Raw genomic sequence first — 15,103 nt, 5'->3', positions numbered from 1 at the left:
GCTTTCTTGCAAGACAATAGAGTCGCAAGACAATCAGTGGAGCTAGTAGATGGCAACTATCAACCAGCTGGTACGTCAGCCGCGTAAGCGTTCGGTCGAGAAGTCCGACGTTCCTGCGCTGCAGAACTGCCCGCAACGTCGTGGCGTGTGCACCCGTGTGTACACCACCACGCCGAAAAAACCTAACTCGGCACTGCGTAAAGTATGCCGTGTGCGTCTGACCAACGGTTTCGAGGTTTCCTCGTACATCGGTGGTGAAGGCCACAACCTGCAAGAGCACAGCGTCGTCCTGATCCGTGGCGGCCGTGTAAAAGACTTGCCAGGTGTTCGTTACCACACCGTTCGCGGCTCTCTGGATACTTCGGGCGTCAAAGGCCGTAACCAGGGTCGTTCGAAGTACGGTACCAAGCGTCCGAAGTAATCGGCCGTTTGCACATATCCATTTTTTTGAGTCGATAAGAGTAAGGTCGGGCAGGGGTCGAAGACCCACGTCCCGGGCTAACCTGAAGACCGTTTGAGGGCTTATCATGCCAAGACGTCGTGTAGCAGCAAAACGTGAGATCCTGGACGATCCGAAGTACGGATCCCAGATCCTCGCCAAGTTCATGAACCACGTGATGGAAAGCGGCAAGAAGGCTGTGGCCGAGCGCATCGTTTACGGTGCCCTGGATGCAGTCAAAGCACGCAAGAACAGCGACCCCCTGGAAATCTTCGAGAAAGCTCTCGACGCCATCGCTCCGCTGGTCGAAGTAAAGTCCCGCCGTGTCGGCGGTGCCACTTACCAGGTCCCGGTTGAAGTTCGTCCGTCCCGTCGTAACGCTCTGGCAATGCGCTGGCTCGTAGACTACGCCCGCAAGCGCGGCGAGAAGTCGATGGCCCTGCGCCTGGCCGGTGAGCTGCTGGATGCTGCCGAAGGCAAGGGTGCTGCAGTCAAGAAGCGTGAAGACGTGCACCGTATGGCCGAAGCCAACAAAGCGTTCTCGCACTACCGCTTCTAATTCAAGCATCAATTATTTTGCGAGGGCTTTATGGCTCGTACTACAGCAATTAACCGCTACCGTAACATCGGTATCTGCGCGCACGTTGACGCGGGCAAGACTACCACTACCGAGCGGATCCTGTTCTACACAGGTCTGAGCCACAAGATGGGCGAGGTGCATGACGGCGCCGCGACCACCGACTGGATGGTGCAGGAGCAGGAGCGCGGTATCACCATTACCTCCGCTGCCGTTACCACCTTCTGGAAAGGTTCTGTCGGTCAGTACGACAACTACCGCGTAAACGTCATCGATACCCCCGGCCACGTTGACTTCACCATTGAAGTTGAGCGTTCGCTGCGCGTACTCGACGGCGCGGTCGTTGTGTTCTGCGGTACCTCCGGCGTTGAGCCGCAGTCCGAAACCGTATGGCGTCAAGCCAACAAGTACGGTGTTCCACGTGTTGTCTACGTGAACAAGATGGACCGTGCCGGTGCCAACTTCCTGCGCGTCGTAGGTCAGATCAAGAACCGTCTGGGCCACACCCCGGTTCCGGTTCAGCTGGCCATCGGTTCGGAAGATAACTTCCAGGGTCAGGTCGATCTGATCAAGATGAAGGCTATCTACTGGAACGACGACGACAAAGGCACCACTTATCGCGAGGAAGAAATTCCTGCCGATATGCTGGAGCTGGCTCAAGAGTGGCGCTCCAACATGGTTGAAGCGGCTGCAGAGTCCAGCGAAGAGCTGATGAACAAGTACCTGGAAGGCGAAGAGCTGACCGTCGAAGAGATCAAGGCCGGTCTGCGCGCGCGCACCCTGGCCAGCGAGATCGTTCCGGCTGTCTGCGGTTCGTCGTTCAAGAACAAGGGCGTTCCCCTGGTTCTCGACGCTGTCATCGACTACCTGCCTGCTCCGACCGAGATCCCTGCAATCCAGGGCATCAACCCGGACGACAAAGAGCTGGACAAAGAAGATCCGGCTGTTCGTAAGGACGAGCGTCACGCAGACGACGACGAGCCGTTCTCGGCTCTGGCGTTCAAGATCGCGACTGACCCGTTCGTGGGTACTCTGACCTTCGTTCGCGTCTACTCGGGCGTTCTGGCCTCCGGTGACTCGGTCATCAACTCGGTCAAGGGCAAGAAAGAGCGCGTTGGTCGTATGGTGCAGATGCACGCCAACCAGCGTGAAGAGATCAAGGAAGTACGCGCTGGCGACATCGCGGCCCTGATCGGCATGAAAGATGTGACCACCGGCGAAACCCTGTGCAACATCGAGAAGCCAATCATCCTTGAGCGTATGGACTTCCCTGAGCCGGTGATTTCGCTCTCCGTCGAGCCGAAAACCAAGGCTGACCAGGAGAAGATGGGTATCGCTCTGGGCAAGCTGGCCCAGGAAGACCCGTCGTTCCGCGTCAAGACCGACGAAGAAACCGGCCAGACCATCATCTCCGGTATGGGTGAGCTGCACCTGGACATCCTCGTTGACCGCATGAAGCGCGAATTCAACGTCGAAGCCAACATCGGTAAGCCTCAGGTTTCGTACCGTGAGAAGATCACCAAATCCGGCGTTGAGATCGAAGGCAAATTCGTTCGTCAGTCGGGTGGTCGTGGTCAGTTCGGTCACTGCTGGATCCGTTTCTCGGAGCCAGATCAGGACGACAAGGGCAACATCACCGAAGGTCTGGTGTTCTCCAACGAAGTCGTTGGCGGTGTGATTCCTAAGGAATTCATCGCTCCGATCCAGAAGGGTATCGAAGAGCAGATGAAAAACGGCGTTGTTGCCGGTTATCCTCTGATCGGCCTGAAGGCCACGGTATTCGACGGTTCGTACCACGACGTCGACTCCAACGAAATGGCGTTCAAAATCGCTGCTTCGATGGCAACCAAGCAACTGGCCCAGAAGGGCGGTGGCGTGGTTCTCGAGCCGATCATGAAGGTCGAAGTTGTAACCCCGGAAGACTACCTGGGTGACGTGATGGGTGACCTGAACCGTCGTCGTGGTCTGGTCCAGGGTATGGATGAGTCGGTCTCTGGCCGCGTCGTCCGCGCTGAGGTTCCGCTGGGAGAGATGTTCGGTTACGCAACCGACGTTCGTTCCATGTCTCAGGGTCGCGCAAGCTACTCCATGGAATTCTCGAAGTACGCTGAAGCTCCGTCGAACATCGTCGAAGCTCTCATTAAAAAACAAGGCTGATTCAGCCCCTTTAGGCTAGGAGTTCACTGTCGTGGCTAAAGAAAAATTTGATCGTTCCCTTCCGCACGTCAACGTTGGCACCATCGGTCACGTTGACCACGGTAAAACCACTCTGACCGCAGCTCTGACCCGCGTCTGCTCCGAAGTTTTCGGTTCGGCCGTCGTTGAGTTCGACAAGATCGACTCGGCTCCGGAAGAAAAAGCTCGCGGTATCACCATCAACACCGCGCACGTCGAGTACAACTCGAACATTCGTCACTACGCTCACGTTGACTGCCCAGGTCACGCTGACTACGTGAAGAACATGATCACCGGTGCTGCCCAGATGGACGGCGCGATCCTGGTTTGCTCGGCCGCCGATGGTCCGATGCCACAAACCCGTGAGCACATCCTGCTGTCCCGTCAGGTTGGCGTTCCGTACATCGTGGTCTTCCTGAACAAGGCTGACCTGGTAGACGACGCTGAGCTGCTGGAACTGGTCGAGATGGAAGTTCGCGACCTGCTGTCCACCTACGACTTCCCAGGCGACGACACCCCGATCATCATCGGTTCGGCTCGTATGGCGCTGGAAGGCAAAGACGACAACGAAATGGGCACTACCGCTGTCAAGAAGCTGGTAGAAACTCTGGATGCCTACATCCCTGAGCCAGTTCGTGCCATCGACCAGCCATTCCTGATGCCAATCGAAGACGTATTCTCGATCTCGGGTCGTGGTACCGTTGTTACCGGTCGTATCGAGCGTGGTATCGTCCGCGTTCAGGACGCCCTGGAAATCGTTGGTCTGCGTGACACCACCACCACCACCTGCACCGGTGTTGAGATGTTCCGCAAGCTGCTGGACGAAGGTCGTGCTGGCGAGAACTGCGGCGTTCTGCTGCGTGGTACCAAGCGTGACGACGTTGAGCGTGGCCAGGTTCTGGTCAAGCCAGGTTCGGTCAAGCCGCACACCAAGTTCACCGCAGAAGTCTACGTCCTGTCGAAGGAAGAAGGCGGTCGTCACACTCCGTTCTTCAAAGGCTACCGTCCTCAGTTCTACTTCCGTACCACTGACGTGACCGGTAACTGCGAACTGCCGGAAGGCGTTGAAATGGTAATGCCAGGTGACAACATCCAGATGACTGTCACCCTGATCAAGACCATCGCAATGGAAGACGGTCTGCGTTTCGCCATCCGTGAAGGCGGTCGTACCGTCGGCGCCGGCGTCGTAGCCAAAATCATCGAGTAATCACTCGACCGATTGAAAAAGCCCCCGCTCAGCGGGGGCTTTTTTTATTGGGTTGACACTAAATTGGGGCGTCTATAGAATCACGCCTCCTTTTAGCGGGCGTAGTGCGTCCGTTGGGAACAGCCTGGAGTCTGAAATCCAATGCAAAATCAGCAAATCCGTATCAGGTTGAAGGCTTTCGACCATCGCCTGATCGACCAATCCACCCAGGAAATCGTGGAAACCGCGAAACGTACTGGTGCACAAGTGCGTGGTCCAATTCCACTGCCTACCCGCAAAGAGCGTTTCACCGTTCTGGTCTCCCCGCACGTCAACAAAGACGCGCGTGACCAGTACGAGATTCGCACTCATAAGCGTGTTCTGGACATCGTCCAGCCAACGGATAAAACCGTTGACGCGCTGATGAAGCTCGATCTGGCGGCCGGCGTGGAAGTACAGATCAGCCTCGGCTAAGACTTCGGTCTGGTCGTGTAACGCTCTGAAATGGGCGGCCATAGCGGGTGAAAGCCCCGTACACTCATGAGGTTTACAACATGACTATTGGTGTAGTCGGTCGGAAAGCGGGCATGACCCGTATTTTCACCGAAGAAGGTGTCTCCATTCCGGTCACGGTCATTGAGATCGAGCCGAATCGCGTCACCCAGTTCAAAACCGAAGAAACTGATGGCTACCGTGCAGTGCAAGTCACTGTCGGCGAGCGTCGTGCTTCGCGTGTGACCGCCGCTCAGGCAGGCCACTTTGCCAAGGCCAACGTTGCCGCTGGTCGCGGTGTCTGGGAGTTCCGTCTTGAAGAAGGCGATTTCCAGGCTGGCGATCTGATCAAAGCTGAACTCTTCACTGCAGGCCAGCTGGTAGACGTAACCGGTCAGTCCAAAGGTAAAGGCTTCGCCGGTACCATCAAGCGCTGGAACTTCCGTGGTCAAGATAACACCCACGGTAACTCCGTATCGCACCGTGTCCCTGGCTCCATCGGCCAGTGCCAGACTCCTGGTCGTGTATTCAAGGGCAAGAAAATGTCCGGTCACATGGGCGCTGAGCGCGTGACTGTGCAGTCCCTGGAAGTAGTACGCGTAGACGCTGAACGCAACCTGCTGCTGATCAAGGGTGCCGTTCCAGGCGCTACTGGCGGCGACGTGGTTGTGCGTCCAGCTGTCAAGGCTCGCGGGTAAGGGGAAACTGACATGCAACTTAATGTAAATGACGCTCAGGCGATCGAAGTTTCCGAACTGACTTTCGGTGGCGAATTCAACGAGACGCTGGTACACCAAGCAGTCGTGGCCTACATGGCTGGCGGCCGTCAGGGCACCAAGCAGCAGAAGACCCGTTCTGACGTGGCCGGTGGCGGTAAGCGCCCATGGCGTCAGAAAGGTACTGGCCGTGCTCGTGCCGGTACTACCCGTGGTCCGATCTGGCGTGGCGGTGGTGTAACCTTCGCAGCTCGTCCTCAAGATCACTCGCAGAAGCTCAACAAGAAGATGTATCGCGCAGCCCTGCGCTCCATCCTCGCCGAGCTGGTGCGTAGCGACCGTCTGGTCGTGGTTCAGGACTTCGCTGTTGAAGCACCGAAAACCAAAGATCTGCTGAACAAGCTGAACGGCATGGGTCTGAGCGACGTACTGATCGTTTCGGACGCTGTTGATCAGAACCTGTACCTGGCTGCTCGTAACCTGCCGCACGTCGATGTACGTGACGTTCAAGGTTCCGACCCGGTCAGTCTGATCGCATACGAGAAAGTGTTGATCACTGTCTCGGCCGTGAAGAAATTCGAGGAGCTGCTGGGATGAACCAGGAACGCGTATTCAAAGTCCTCCTTGGCCCGCACGTTTCCGAGAAGGCTACCGTTCTGGCTGAGAAAAAAGGCCAGTTCGTATTCAAGGTTGCTACCGATGCAACCAAGCTGGAAATCAAGAAAGCTGTCGAAGGCCTGTTCAACGTAAAAGTTGAAAACGTGTCGACTGTTAACGTTCTGGGTAAAACCAAGCGTACCGCACGTGGTCTGGGCAAGCGTAATGACTGGAAGAAGGCGATCGTCTCCCTTCAGCCAGGCCAAGATCTCGATTTCAGCAGCAGTGCTGAGTAAGGAAGGGGTGCATCATGGCAATCGTTAAATGCAAACCGACTTCCCCTGGCCGCCGTTTCGTGGTCAAGGTGGTCAACAAGGAGCTGCACAAAGGCGCTCCTCACGCACCGCTGATCGAGAAGAAATCGAAGTCTGGTGGTCGTAACAACAATGGCCGCATCACCACGCGTCACGTGGGTGGTGGTCATAAGCAGCACTACCGTCTGGTCGACTTCCGTCGCAACGACAAAGATGGCATCCCAGCCACTGTCGAGCGTATCGAATACGATCCAAACCGTACTGCTCACATCGCCCTGCTGTGCTACGCAGACGGCGAGCGTCGCTACATCATCGCCCCTAAAGGCGTGAGTGCTGGCGACCAGCTGATCGCAGGTGCCCTGGCCCCAATCAAGGCCGGTAACTCCCTGCAACTGCGCAACATTCCAGTAGGTAGCACCATTCACGGCATCGAACTGAAGCCGGGTAAAGGTGCTCAGATCGCTCGTTCCGCTGGTGCTTCGGCTCAGCTGATCGCTCGTGAAGGTGTCTACGTGACCCTGCGTCTGCGCTCTGGTGAAATGCGTAAAGTCCTGGCTGAGTGCCGTGCGACCCTGGGCGAAGTCTCGAACTCCGAGCACAGCCTGCGTTCGCTGGGTAAAGCTGGTGCCAAACGCTGGCGCGGCGTTCGCCCAACCGTTCGTGGTGTTGCCATGAACCCGGTTGACCACCCACATGGTGGTGGTGAAGGTCGTACCTCCGGTGGTCGTCATCCGGTATCGCCATGGGGCTTCCCAACCAAGGGTGCCAAAACCCGTGGTAATAAGCGTACCGACAACATGATCGTCCGTCGTCGCAAGTAACTAGAGGGATACGACAGTGCCACGTTCTCTGAAAAAAGGTCCTTTTATCGATCTTCACCTGCTGAAGAAGATCGAAGTGGCGGTGGAGAAGAACGATCGCAAGCCAGTTAAAACCTGGTCGCGCCGTTCGATGATCCTGCCACAAATGGTCGGTCTGACCATCGCGGTACACAACGGTCGCCAACACGTCCCAGTTCTCGTGAACGAAGACATGGTCGGCCACAAACTGGGCGAGTTCGCCGGTACCCGCACCTACCGCGGGCACGTGGCTGACAAGAAAGCCAAGCGTTAAGGGGTAAGGAAATGGAAGTAGCCGCTAAGTTGTCGGGCGCTCGCATCTCCGCCCAGAAAGCCCGCTTGGTCGCCGACCAGATCCGCGGGAAGAAGGTGGGCGAAGCGCTCAACCTGTTGGCCTTCAGCAGCAAAAAAGCCGCTGAAATCATGAAGAAAGTCCTCGAGTCGGCCGTTGCCAACGCCGAACACAACGAAGGCGCAGACGTTGATGACCTGAAGGTCTCCACCGTCTTCGTCAACGAAGGGCGTTCGCTGAAGCGCATCATGCCACGTGCCAAAGGCCGTGCTGATCGCATCGTCAAGCGGTCTTGCCATATCACTGTCAAGGTTGCGGACAAGTAACGGAGTCGATCAGATGGGTCAGAAAGTACATCCCACTGGCATTCGCCTGGGAATCGTCAAGGAGCACACCTCCGTCTGGTACGCAGACGGCGCGACTTACGCAGATTACCTGCTGAAGGATCTGCAAACTCGCGAGTACCTCCAAGACAAACTAAAAAGCGCGTCCGTTAGCCGTATCGATATTCATCGTCCGGCTCAAACTGCACGCATCACCATCCACACCGCTCGTCCCGGTATCGTTATCGGCAAGAAAGGTGAAGATGTTGAGAAGCTGCGTCAGGACCTGACCAAGCAGATGGGTGTGCCTGTGCACATCAACATCGAAGAGATCCGCAAGCCGGAACTCGACGCCATGCTGGTTGCTCAGAGCGTAGCCCAGCAGCTGGAACGCCGCGTAATGTTCCGTCGCGCCATGAAGCGCGCCGTGCAGAACGCCATGCGTATTGGTGCCAAGGGCATCAAGATCCAGGTGAGCGGTCGTCTCGGCGGTGCCGAGATCGCACGTACCGAGTGGTATCGCGAAGGTCGTGTGCCCCTGCACACCCTGCGTGCCGATATCGACTACAACACCTACGAAGCTCACACCACCTACGGTGTGATCGGTGTGAAGGTTTGGATCTTCAAAGGCGAAGTTATTGGTGGTCGCCAGGAAGAGCTGAAGCCGCAAGCACCAGCGCCTCGTAAAAAAGCTGCTAAGTAAGGGGTACGCCAAATGTTGCAACCAAAGCGTACAAAATTCCGCAAGCAGATGACCGGCCACAACCGTGGTCTGGCACTGCGCGGTAGCAAGGTCAGCTTCGGCGAGTTCGCTCTGAAAGCTGTCGCCCGCGGTCGTCTCACCGCTCGCCAGATCGAGTCGGCACGTCGTGCCCTGACCCGTCACGTTAAGCGTGGCGGCAAGATCTGGATCCGTGTGTTCCCGGACAAGCCGGTTACCAAGAAGCCTCTCGAAGTGCGGATGGGTAAAGGTAAGGGTTCCGTGGAATACTGGGTTGCCCAGATTCAGCCAGGCAAAGTCCTGTACGAGATCGAGGGTGTTTCTGAAGAGCTGGCGCGCGAAGCTTTCGCCCTGGCTGCTGCAAAGCTGCCACTCGCCACCTCCTTTGTTAAGCGGACGGTGATGTGATGAAAGCGAATGAACTTCGTGAAAAATCCGCACAGCAACTGAATGAGCAACTGCTCGGCTTGCTGCGCGACCAGTTCAATCTGCGCATGCAGAAAGCAACTGGCCAGTTGGGGCAGTCGCACCTGCTCTCGCAAGTTAAGCGTGACATCGCTCGCGTGAAAACTGTGCTCAACCAGCAGGCAGGTAAGTGATCATGGCTGAAGCTGAAAAAACCGTCCGTACGCTGACTGGCCGTGTCGTCAGCGACAAAATGGACAAGACCATCACCGTTCTGATCGAGCGTCGCGTAAAGCACCCGATCTACGGTAAATACGTTAAGCGTTCGACTAAGCTGCACGCGCACGACGAAGCCAACCAGTGCAAGATCGGCGACAAGGTTTCCATCCGTGAAACCCGTCCGCTGGCCAAGACCAAGTCCTGGGCACTGGTTGAAGTCCTCGAACGCGCTGTTGAAGTCTAAGGGCTAGGGGTCGGAGAAATTTTATGATTCAGACTCAATCCATGCTCGATGTGGCCGATAACAGCGGCGCTCGTCGCGTCATGTGCATCAAGGTGCTCGGCGGTTCCCACCGTCGTTACGCCGGTATCGGTGACATCATCAAAGTTACCGTCAAGGAAGCAATTCCTCGCGGTAAGGTCAAGAAAGGCCAGGTGATGACCGCTGTTGTCGTCCGTACCCGTCACGGTGTACGTCGCGCTGACGGTTCCATCATTCGTTTCGACGGCAACGCTGCTGTTCTGCTGAACACCAAGCAAGAGCCGATCGGTACTCGCATCTTCGGGCCAGTGACCCGTGAACTTCGTACCGAGAAGTTCATGAAGATCGTTTCGCTCGCCCCTGAAGTGCTCTAAGGAGATCCGACATGCAAAAGATTCGTCGTGACGACGAGATCATCGTGATCGCCGGCAAAGACAAGGGTAAGCGCGGTAAGGTGCTGAAGGTTCTGGCTGATGACCGTCTGGTCATCGGTGGCGTGAACCTGGTCAAGCGTCATACCAAGCCTAACCCGATGGCGGGCGTTCAGGGCGGTATCGTCGAAAAAGAAGCGCCACTGCACGCTTCCAACGTTGCCATCTTCAACAGCGAAACCAACAAGGCTGACCGCGTTGGCTTCAAAGTAGAAGAAGGCAAGAAAATTCGTGTCTTCAAGTCGACCCAAAAAGCGGTTGATGCTTGAACACTGCTAGGTAGAAGACCATGGCACGACTGAAAGAGATTTACCGGAACGAAATCGCTCCCAAGCTTAAGGAAGAACTTAAGCTGTCGAACGTGATGGAAGTTCCGCGCGTTACCAAAATCACCCTGAACATGGGTCTGGGCGAAGCGATCGGCGACAAGAAAGTCATCGAGCACGCTGTTGCCGACCTGGAAAAGATCACCGGTCAAAAGCCGGTCGTGACTTTCGCTCGTAAATCCATCGCGGGCTTCAAAGTCCGTGAAGGCTGGCCGATCGGCGTCAAGGTGACCCTGCGTAGCGACAAGATGTACGAATTCCTGGACCGCCTGCTGGCGATCTCCCTGCCTCGGGTTCGCGACTTCCGCGGCCTGAATGCCAAGTCCTTCGATGGTCGTGGCAACTACAGCATGGGCGTGAAAGAGCAGATCATCTTCCCGGAAATCGACTACGACAAGATCGATGCTCTGCGCGGTTTGGACATCACCCTGACCACCACTGCTCGTTCGGACGACGAAGGCCGCGCTCTGCTGCGTGCTTTCAAGTTCCCGTTCCGCAACTGATTGGAGTAGGAAAATGGCCAAGAAGAGCATGAAGAACCGCGAGCTGAAGCGTCAGCTCACGGTAGCCAAGTACGCCAAAAAGCGTGCCGAGCTGAAAGCGACCATCGTCAACCTGAACGCCTCTCCAGAAGAGCGTTTCGCTGCCGTTGTCGCCCTGCAGAAGCAACCACGTGACGCCAGCGCTTCGCGCATGCGTAACCGTTGCCGCATCACCGGTCGTCCGCACGGCGTGTACCGCAAGTTCGGCCTCGGCCGTAACAAGCTGCGCGAAGCTGCCATGCGTGGTGACGTGCCGGGTCTGGTCAAGGCCAGCTGGTAATCCCGGTTGGCGTGACCGCCGGTGGAAGGGGAGCGATCTTCCGACCGCCGGTGACCTCGCATTGAAACAAGCCCCTATATGGGGCTTGTTTCGTTTCTGCCTTGTGTCTAGAATGACCGGCTCACCTGAGCCCGGGTTTTTTGCCCTGCCTGTTCGGGTGGTTGTGATAGCCGCAAGGCTAATAATTCTTGTATCAGGAGCATCTAGCCCATGAGTATGCAGGACCCGTTAGCGGACATGCTAACTCGCATCCGTAATGCCCAGATGGCTGAAAAGTCTGTCGTAAGCATGCCTTCTTCTACCCTGAAGGTCGCGGTTGCCAAAGTACTGAAAGACGAAGGCTACATCGCTGGCTACGAAGTCAACGGCGAAGCCAAGCCTTCCCTGTCGATCGAGCTGAAGTACTTCGAAGGCCGTCCGGTCATCGAGGAACTGAAGCGTACCAGCCGTCCTGGCCTGCGCCAGTACAAGGCCGTCACTGAGCTGCCGAAAGTACGTGGCGGCCTGGGCGTGTCTATCGTCTCCACCAACAAAGGTGTGATGACTGACCGCGCTGCGCGCGCTGCCGGTGTCGGCGGCGAAGTTCTGTGCACAGTGTTCTAAGGGGAGATAGGCATGTCTCGCGTCGCTAAGAACCCCGTTAAGCTGCCAGCAGGCGTCGAAGTCAAATTCGCCGGCCAGCAGCTTTCGGTGAAGGGTGCCAAGGGCACTCTCGAACTGAACGTTCACTCGTCTGTTGAAGTTACCGAAGAGTCTGGTGAGCTGCGTTTCGTCGCTCGCAACGGTGACCAGCAAGCTCGCGCCATGGCCGGTACCACCCGCGCCCTGGTGAACAACATGGTCCAAGGCGTAAGCCAAGGCTTCGAGCGCAAGCTCCAGCTGGTCGGTGTTGGTTACAAAGCTCAGGCCAAAGGCACCGTCCTGAACCTGGCTCTGGGCTTCTCGCACCCAGTGGATTACGAACTGCCAGCCGGTATCACCGCTGAAACCCCAAGCCAGACCGACATCCTGATCAAGGGTATCGACAAGCAGCTGGTAGGTCAGGTGGCCGCTGAAGTCCGCGGTTTCCGTCCGCCAGAGCCTTACAAGGGCAAGGGTGTGCGTTACGCGGACGAAGTAGTCCGTCGTAAAGAAGCCAAGAAGAAGTAGGGCCTAGCAAATGACCGACAAAAAAGTTATTCGACTGCGTCGCGCTCGCAAAGCACGCCTGAAAATGCACGAGCTCGAAGCCGTGCGTCTGTGCGTGTTCCGCTCCTCGCAGCACATCTATGCCCAGGTCATTTCGGCCGACGGCAGCAAGGTTCTGGCAAGCGCCTCTACCTTGGACAAAGAACTGCGTGATGGCGCCACTGGCAACATCGACGCGGCCACTAAGGTTGGCAAGCTGGTAGCTGAGCGCGCGAAAGCCGCCGGTGTATCTCAAGTTGCCTTTGACCGTTCCGGCTTCAAGTACCATGGCCGCGTCAAAGCGCTGGCTGATGCTGCTCGTGAAGGCGGGCTGGAGTTCTAAGTTATGGCAAATAACGATCAAAAGCGCGACGAAGGCTACATCGAGAAGCTGGTTCAAGTTAACCGCGTAGCCAAAACCGTTAAAGGCGGCCGTATCTTCACCTTCACCGCGCTGACCGTGGTAGGTGATGGCAAGGGTCGTGTTGGCTTTGGCCGTGGCAAATCGCGCGAAGTACCTGCCGCGATCCAGAAAGCCATGGAAGCTGCTCGTCGCAACATGATTCAGGTTGACCTGAAGGGCACCACCCTGCAGTACGCCACCAAGGCCGCCCACGGCGCCTCGAAGGTCTACATGCAGCCTGCCTCGGAAGGTACCGGTATCATCGCCGGCGGCGCAATGCGTGCCGTCCTGGAAGTTGCTGGTGTTCAGAACGTCCTGGCCAAGTGCTACGGTTCGACCAACCCGGTGAACGTGGTTCACGCCACCTTCAAGGGTCTGAAAGCCATGCAATCCCCTGAGTCCATTGCTGCCAAGCGCGGCAAGACTGTTGAGGAGATCCGCTGATCATGGCAACCGTCAAAGTTACGCTGATCAAGAGCGTCTCGGGCCGCATCCCTAACCACAAGCTGTGCGTGAAGGGTCTGGGTCTGCGTCGTATCGGTCACACTGTAGAAGTCCAGGATACTCCCGAGAATCGCGGGATGATCAACAAGGCTTACTACATGCTGAAGGTCGAGGGTTAATCAATGAAACTCAATGATCTGAGTCCAGCGCCGGGTTCCCGTCGCGAGAAGCACCGTCCGGGCCGTGGTATCGGTAGCGGTCTGGGCAAGACTGGTGGCCGTGGTCACAAAGGTCAGACTTCCCGTTCCGGTGGCTCCATCGCTCCAGGCTTCGAAGGCGGTCAACAGCCGCTGCACCGTCGCCTGCCGAAGTTCGGCTTCGTTTCCCTGAAAGCCATGGACCGCGCCGAAGTGCGTCTGTCCGAGCTGGCCAAGGTGGAAGGCGATCTGATCACCGTTCAGTCCCTGAAGGACGCCAACGTGATCGGTCAGCACGTACAGCGTGTGAAAATCATGCTGTCGGGCGAAGTCACTCGCGCAGTCACCCTCAAGGGTATCGCCGTCACCAAAGGTGCACGTGCGGCTATCGAAGCAGCTGGCGGCAAGTTCGAGGAATAAATGGCTAAGCAAGGTGCTCTCTCTTCGCTCGGTAAGGGCGGGATGTCGGAACTCTGGGCTCGTCTGCGTTTTCTGTTCATGGCGATCATCGTCTATCGGATTGGCGCGCACATCCCGGTACCAGGCATTAACCCGGACCGTCTCGCGGATCTGTTCCGGCAGAATGAGGGGACCATTCTTAGCTTGTTCAACATGTTTTCCGGCGGCGCGCTGGAGCGCATGAGCATCTTTGCACTGGGGATCATGCCGTACATCTCGGCATCGATCATCATGCAGCTCATGACCGCTGTCAGCCCGCAGCTGGAGCAGTTGAAGAAGGAAGGTGAAGCTGGCCGTCGCAAGATCAGCCAGTACACCCGCTACGGCACCGTTATCCTGGCGCTGGTTCAAGCCATTGGCATGTCCATTGGCCTGGCCAACCAGGGCGTGGCGTTTTCTGTTGGCCTCGGCTTCCATGTCGTCGCCGTCTCCACCTTCGTGGCGGGCGCGATGTTCATGATGTGGCTGGGTGAGCAGATCACCGAGCGCGGTGTGGGCAACGGTATCTCGATGTTGATCTTCGCAGGTATCGTTGCCGGTCTTCCGAGAGCAATCGGGCAGTCTTTCGAGTCTGCACGCACAGGCGATATCAACATCTTCGCCCTGGTCGCAATCGGTTTGCTGGCAGTAGCGATTATCGGCTTCGTGGTGTTCATCGAGCGTGGTCAGCGTCGTATCGCCGTTCACTACGCCAAGCGTCAGCAGGGCCGCAAGGTCTTCGCTGCGCAGACCAGCCACCTGCCGCTGAAAGTGAACATGGCGGGCGTAATTCCGGCCATTTTCGCGAGCAGCATCTTGCTGTTCCCGGCTTCGCTGGGTGCCTGGTTCGGTCAGTCTGAAGGTATGGGCTGGCTGCAGGACATCTCGCAGTCGATCGCTCCTGGTCAGCCGTTGAACATTCTGCTGTTTAGTGCAGGGATCATTTTCTTCTGCTTCTTCTACACAGCGTTGATGTTCAACCCGAAAGACGTAGCGGAAAACCTGAAGAAGTCCGGTGCCTTTATTCCGGGTATCCGTCCTGGTGAGCAGTCGGCGCGCTACATTGATGGCGTTCTGACCCGTTTAACCATGTTCGGTGCTCTTTACATGATGGCCGTGTGCCTTCTGCCCCAGTTCCTGGTGGTAGCAGCAAACGTGCCGTTCTACCTTGGCGGGACCTCGTTGCTGATTGTGGTAGTGGTTGTGATGGACTTCATGTCCCAAGTACAATCGCACCTCGTTTCGCACCAGTACGAATCCCTGATGAAGAAAGCCAACCTGAAAGGCTACGGCGGCAGCGGTCTGCTGCGCTGATTTA

The 15,103-nt window shown here is 56.9% G+C and carries 26 protein-coding genes; all 26 read left to right on the top strand.

What is annotated here, in order from left to right:
• The first annotated feature begins 49 nt into the window (after nt 1–49).
• The 26 genes from rpsL to secY all read left to right on the top strand — a co-directional run bounded on the left by rpsL (nt 50) and on the right by secY (nt 15,099).
• Nucleotides 50–421: a 30S ribosomal protein S12 gene (gene rpsL / locus LOY42_RS24205; protein ID WP_003255492.1), complete on the top strand. Its 372-nt coding sequence runs from the start codon at nt 50–52 to the stop codon at nt 419–421.
• 106 nt (nt 422–527) lie between these two features.
• Nucleotides 528–998: a 30S ribosomal protein S7 gene (gene rpsG / locus LOY42_RS24200; RefSeq protein ID WP_023628750.1), complete on the top strand. Its 471-nt coding sequence runs from the start codon at nt 528–530 to the stop codon at nt 996–998.
• Between the two features lie 30 nt (nt 999–1,028).
• A complete protein-coding gene (gene fusA / locus LOY42_RS24195; protein WP_139668115.1) occupies nt 1,029–3,173 on the top strand; it encodes an elongation factor G in 2,145 nt (714 codons plus the stop codon).
• Between the two features lie 31 nt (nt 3,174–3,204).
• Nucleotides 3,205–4,398 (top strand): elongation factor Tu, encoded by a 1,194-nt coding sequence (gene tuf / locus LOY42_RS24190; protein ID WP_038707241.1) that lies wholly within the window; start codon nt 3,205–3,207, stop codon nt 4,396–4,398.
• 141 nt (nt 4,399–4,539) lie between these two features.
• On the top strand, nt 4,540–4,851 hold the full coding sequence (gene rpsJ, locus LOY42_RS24185; protein WP_003186070.1) for a 30S ribosomal protein S10: 312 nt from the start codon (nt 4,540–4,542) through the stop codon (nt 4,849–4,851).
• 80 nt (nt 4,852–4,931) lie between these two features.
• Complete coding sequence (gene rplC / locus LOY42_RS24180; RefSeq protein WP_011531887.1) at nt 4,932–5,567, top strand: 50S ribosomal protein L3; 636 nt, start codon at nt 4,932–4,934, stop codon at nt 5,565–5,567.
• 12 nt (nt 5,568–5,579) lie between these two features.
• On the top strand, nt 5,580–6,182 hold the full coding sequence (rplD, locus tag LOY42_RS24175; RefSeq protein WP_003255485.1) for a 50S ribosomal protein L4: 603 nt from the start codon (nt 5,580–5,582) through the stop codon (nt 6,180–6,182).
• Complete coding sequence (rplW, locus tag LOY42_RS24170) at nt 6,179–6,478, top strand: 50S ribosomal protein L23 (protein WP_003255484.1); 300 nt, start codon at nt 6,179–6,181, stop codon at nt 6,476–6,478. The genes rplD and rplW overlap by 4 nt, the downstream gene beginning before the upstream one ends.
• A 14-nt stretch (nt 6,479–6,492) precedes the next feature.
• Nucleotides 6,493–7,317: a 50S ribosomal protein L2 gene (rplB, locus tag LOY42_RS24165; RefSeq protein WP_003255483.1), complete on the top strand. Its 825-nt coding sequence runs from the start codon at nt 6,493–6,495 to the stop codon at nt 7,315–7,317.
• 16 nt (nt 7,318–7,333) lie between these two features.
• The gene (rpsS, locus tag LOY42_RS24160; protein WP_010486981.1) at nt 7,334–7,609 is read left to right on the top strand and encodes a 30S ribosomal protein S19; all 276 of its coding nucleotides are present in this window, start codon (nt 7,334–7,336) and stop codon (nt 7,607–7,609) included.
• 11 nt (nt 7,610–7,620) lie between these two features.
• The gene (gene rplV, locus LOY42_RS24155; protein WP_003103908.1) at nt 7,621–7,953 is read left to right on the top strand and encodes a 50S ribosomal protein L22; all 333 of its coding nucleotides are present in this window, start codon (nt 7,621–7,623) and stop codon (nt 7,951–7,953) included.
• Between the two features lie 13 nt (nt 7,954–7,966).
• Nucleotides 7,967–8,653: a 30S ribosomal protein S3 gene (gene rpsC, locus LOY42_RS24150; RefSeq protein WP_011531889.1), complete on the top strand. Its 687-nt coding sequence runs from the start codon at nt 7,967–7,969 to the stop codon at nt 8,651–8,653.
• A gap of 12 nt (nt 8,654–8,665) precedes the next feature.
• Nucleotides 8,666–9,079: a 50S ribosomal protein L16 gene (rplP, locus tag LOY42_RS24145; RefSeq protein ID WP_009397508.1), complete on the top strand. Its 414-nt coding sequence runs from the start codon at nt 8,666–8,668 to the stop codon at nt 9,077–9,079.
• Entirely contained in the window at nt 9,079–9,270 is a 192-nt protein-coding gene (gene rpmC / locus LOY42_RS24140; protein WP_002555481.1) for a 50S ribosomal protein L29, read from the top strand. Before rplP ends, rpmC begins: the two co-directional genes overlap by 1 nt.
• 2 nt (nt 9,271–9,272) lie before the next feature.
• Entirely contained in the window at nt 9,273–9,539 is a 267-nt protein-coding gene (gene rpsQ, locus LOY42_RS24135) for a 30S ribosomal protein S17 (protein WP_003255478.1), read from the top strand.
• 23 nt (nt 9,540–9,562) lie between these two features.
• A complete protein-coding gene (gene rplN, locus LOY42_RS24130) occupies nt 9,563–9,931 on the top strand; it encodes a 50S ribosomal protein L14 (RefSeq protein ID WP_008089810.1) in 369 nt (122 codons plus the stop codon).
• 11 nt (nt 9,932–9,942) lie between these two features.
• Nucleotides 9,943–10,257: a 50S ribosomal protein L24 gene (gene rplX, locus LOY42_RS24125; protein ID WP_023629180.1), complete on the top strand. Its 315-nt coding sequence runs from the start codon at nt 9,943–9,945 to the stop codon at nt 10,255–10,257.
• A 20-nt stretch (nt 10,258–10,277) separates the two neighbouring features.
• Entirely contained in the window at nt 10,278–10,817 is a 540-nt protein-coding gene (rplE, locus tag LOY42_RS24120; RefSeq protein ID WP_003255474.1) for a 50S ribosomal protein L5, read from the top strand.
• 13 nt (nt 10,818–10,830) lie between these two features.
• Nucleotides 10,831–11,136 (top strand): 30S ribosomal protein S14, encoded by a 306-nt coding sequence (gene rpsN / locus LOY42_RS24115; RefSeq protein WP_023629181.1) that lies wholly within the window; start codon nt 10,831–10,833, stop codon nt 11,134–11,136.
• 210 nt (nt 11,137–11,346) lie between these two features.
• The gene (gene rpsH, locus LOY42_RS24110) at nt 11,347–11,739 is read left to right on the top strand and encodes a 30S ribosomal protein S8 (protein ID WP_046857345.1); all 393 of its coding nucleotides are present in this window, start codon (nt 11,347–11,349) and stop codon (nt 11,737–11,739) included.
• Nucleotides 11,740–11,751: 12 nt separating this feature from the next.
• Nucleotides 11,752–12,285, top strand: a complete 534-nt coding sequence (rplF, locus tag LOY42_RS24105) for a 50S ribosomal protein L6 (protein WP_046857344.1) — start codon at nt 11,752–11,754, stop codon at nt 12,283–12,285.
• A gap of 10 nt (nt 12,286–12,295) precedes the next feature.
• Nucleotides 12,296–12,646 carry a 50S ribosomal protein L18 gene (gene rplR, locus LOY42_RS24100; RefSeq protein WP_023629183.1) on the top strand — a complete coding sequence of 117 codons (351 nt, stop codon included), beginning with the start codon at nt 12,296–12,298 and terminating at the stop codon, nt 12,644–12,646.
• A gap of 3 nt (nt 12,647–12,649) precedes the next feature.
• Entirely contained in the window at nt 12,650–13,150 is a 501-nt protein-coding gene (gene rpsE, locus LOY42_RS24095) for a 30S ribosomal protein S5 (protein ID WP_046857343.1), read from the top strand.
• A gap of 2 nt (nt 13,151–13,152) precedes the next feature.
• The gene (rpmD, locus tag LOY42_RS24090) at nt 13,153–13,329 is read left to right on the top strand and encodes a 50S ribosomal protein L30 (protein ID WP_011531895.1); all 177 of its coding nucleotides are present in this window, start codon (nt 13,153–13,155) and stop codon (nt 13,327–13,329) included.
• Nucleotides 13,330–13,332: 3 nt separating this feature from the next.
• Nucleotides 13,333–13,767 (top strand): 50S ribosomal protein L15, encoded by a 435-nt coding sequence (rplO, locus tag LOY42_RS24085; protein WP_011531896.1) that lies wholly within the window; start codon nt 13,333–13,335, stop codon nt 13,765–13,767.
• On the top strand, nt 13,768–15,099 hold the full coding sequence (gene secY / locus LOY42_RS24080) for a preprotein translocase subunit SecY (protein ID WP_003257108.1): 1,332 nt from the start codon (nt 13,768–13,770) through the stop codon (nt 15,097–15,099).
• Nucleotides 15,100–15,103: the final 4 nt, after the last annotated feature.

The organism is Pseudomonas sp. B21-023, from assembly GCF_024749165.1.
In the GTDB taxonomy this organism is placed as follows: Bacteria; Pseudomonadota; Gammaproteobacteria; order Pseudomonadales; family Pseudomonadaceae; genus Aquipseudomonas.
Note: the sequence above shows the minus strand (reverse complement) of the source record. Positions and strands in the feature narration are given on the sequence as shown.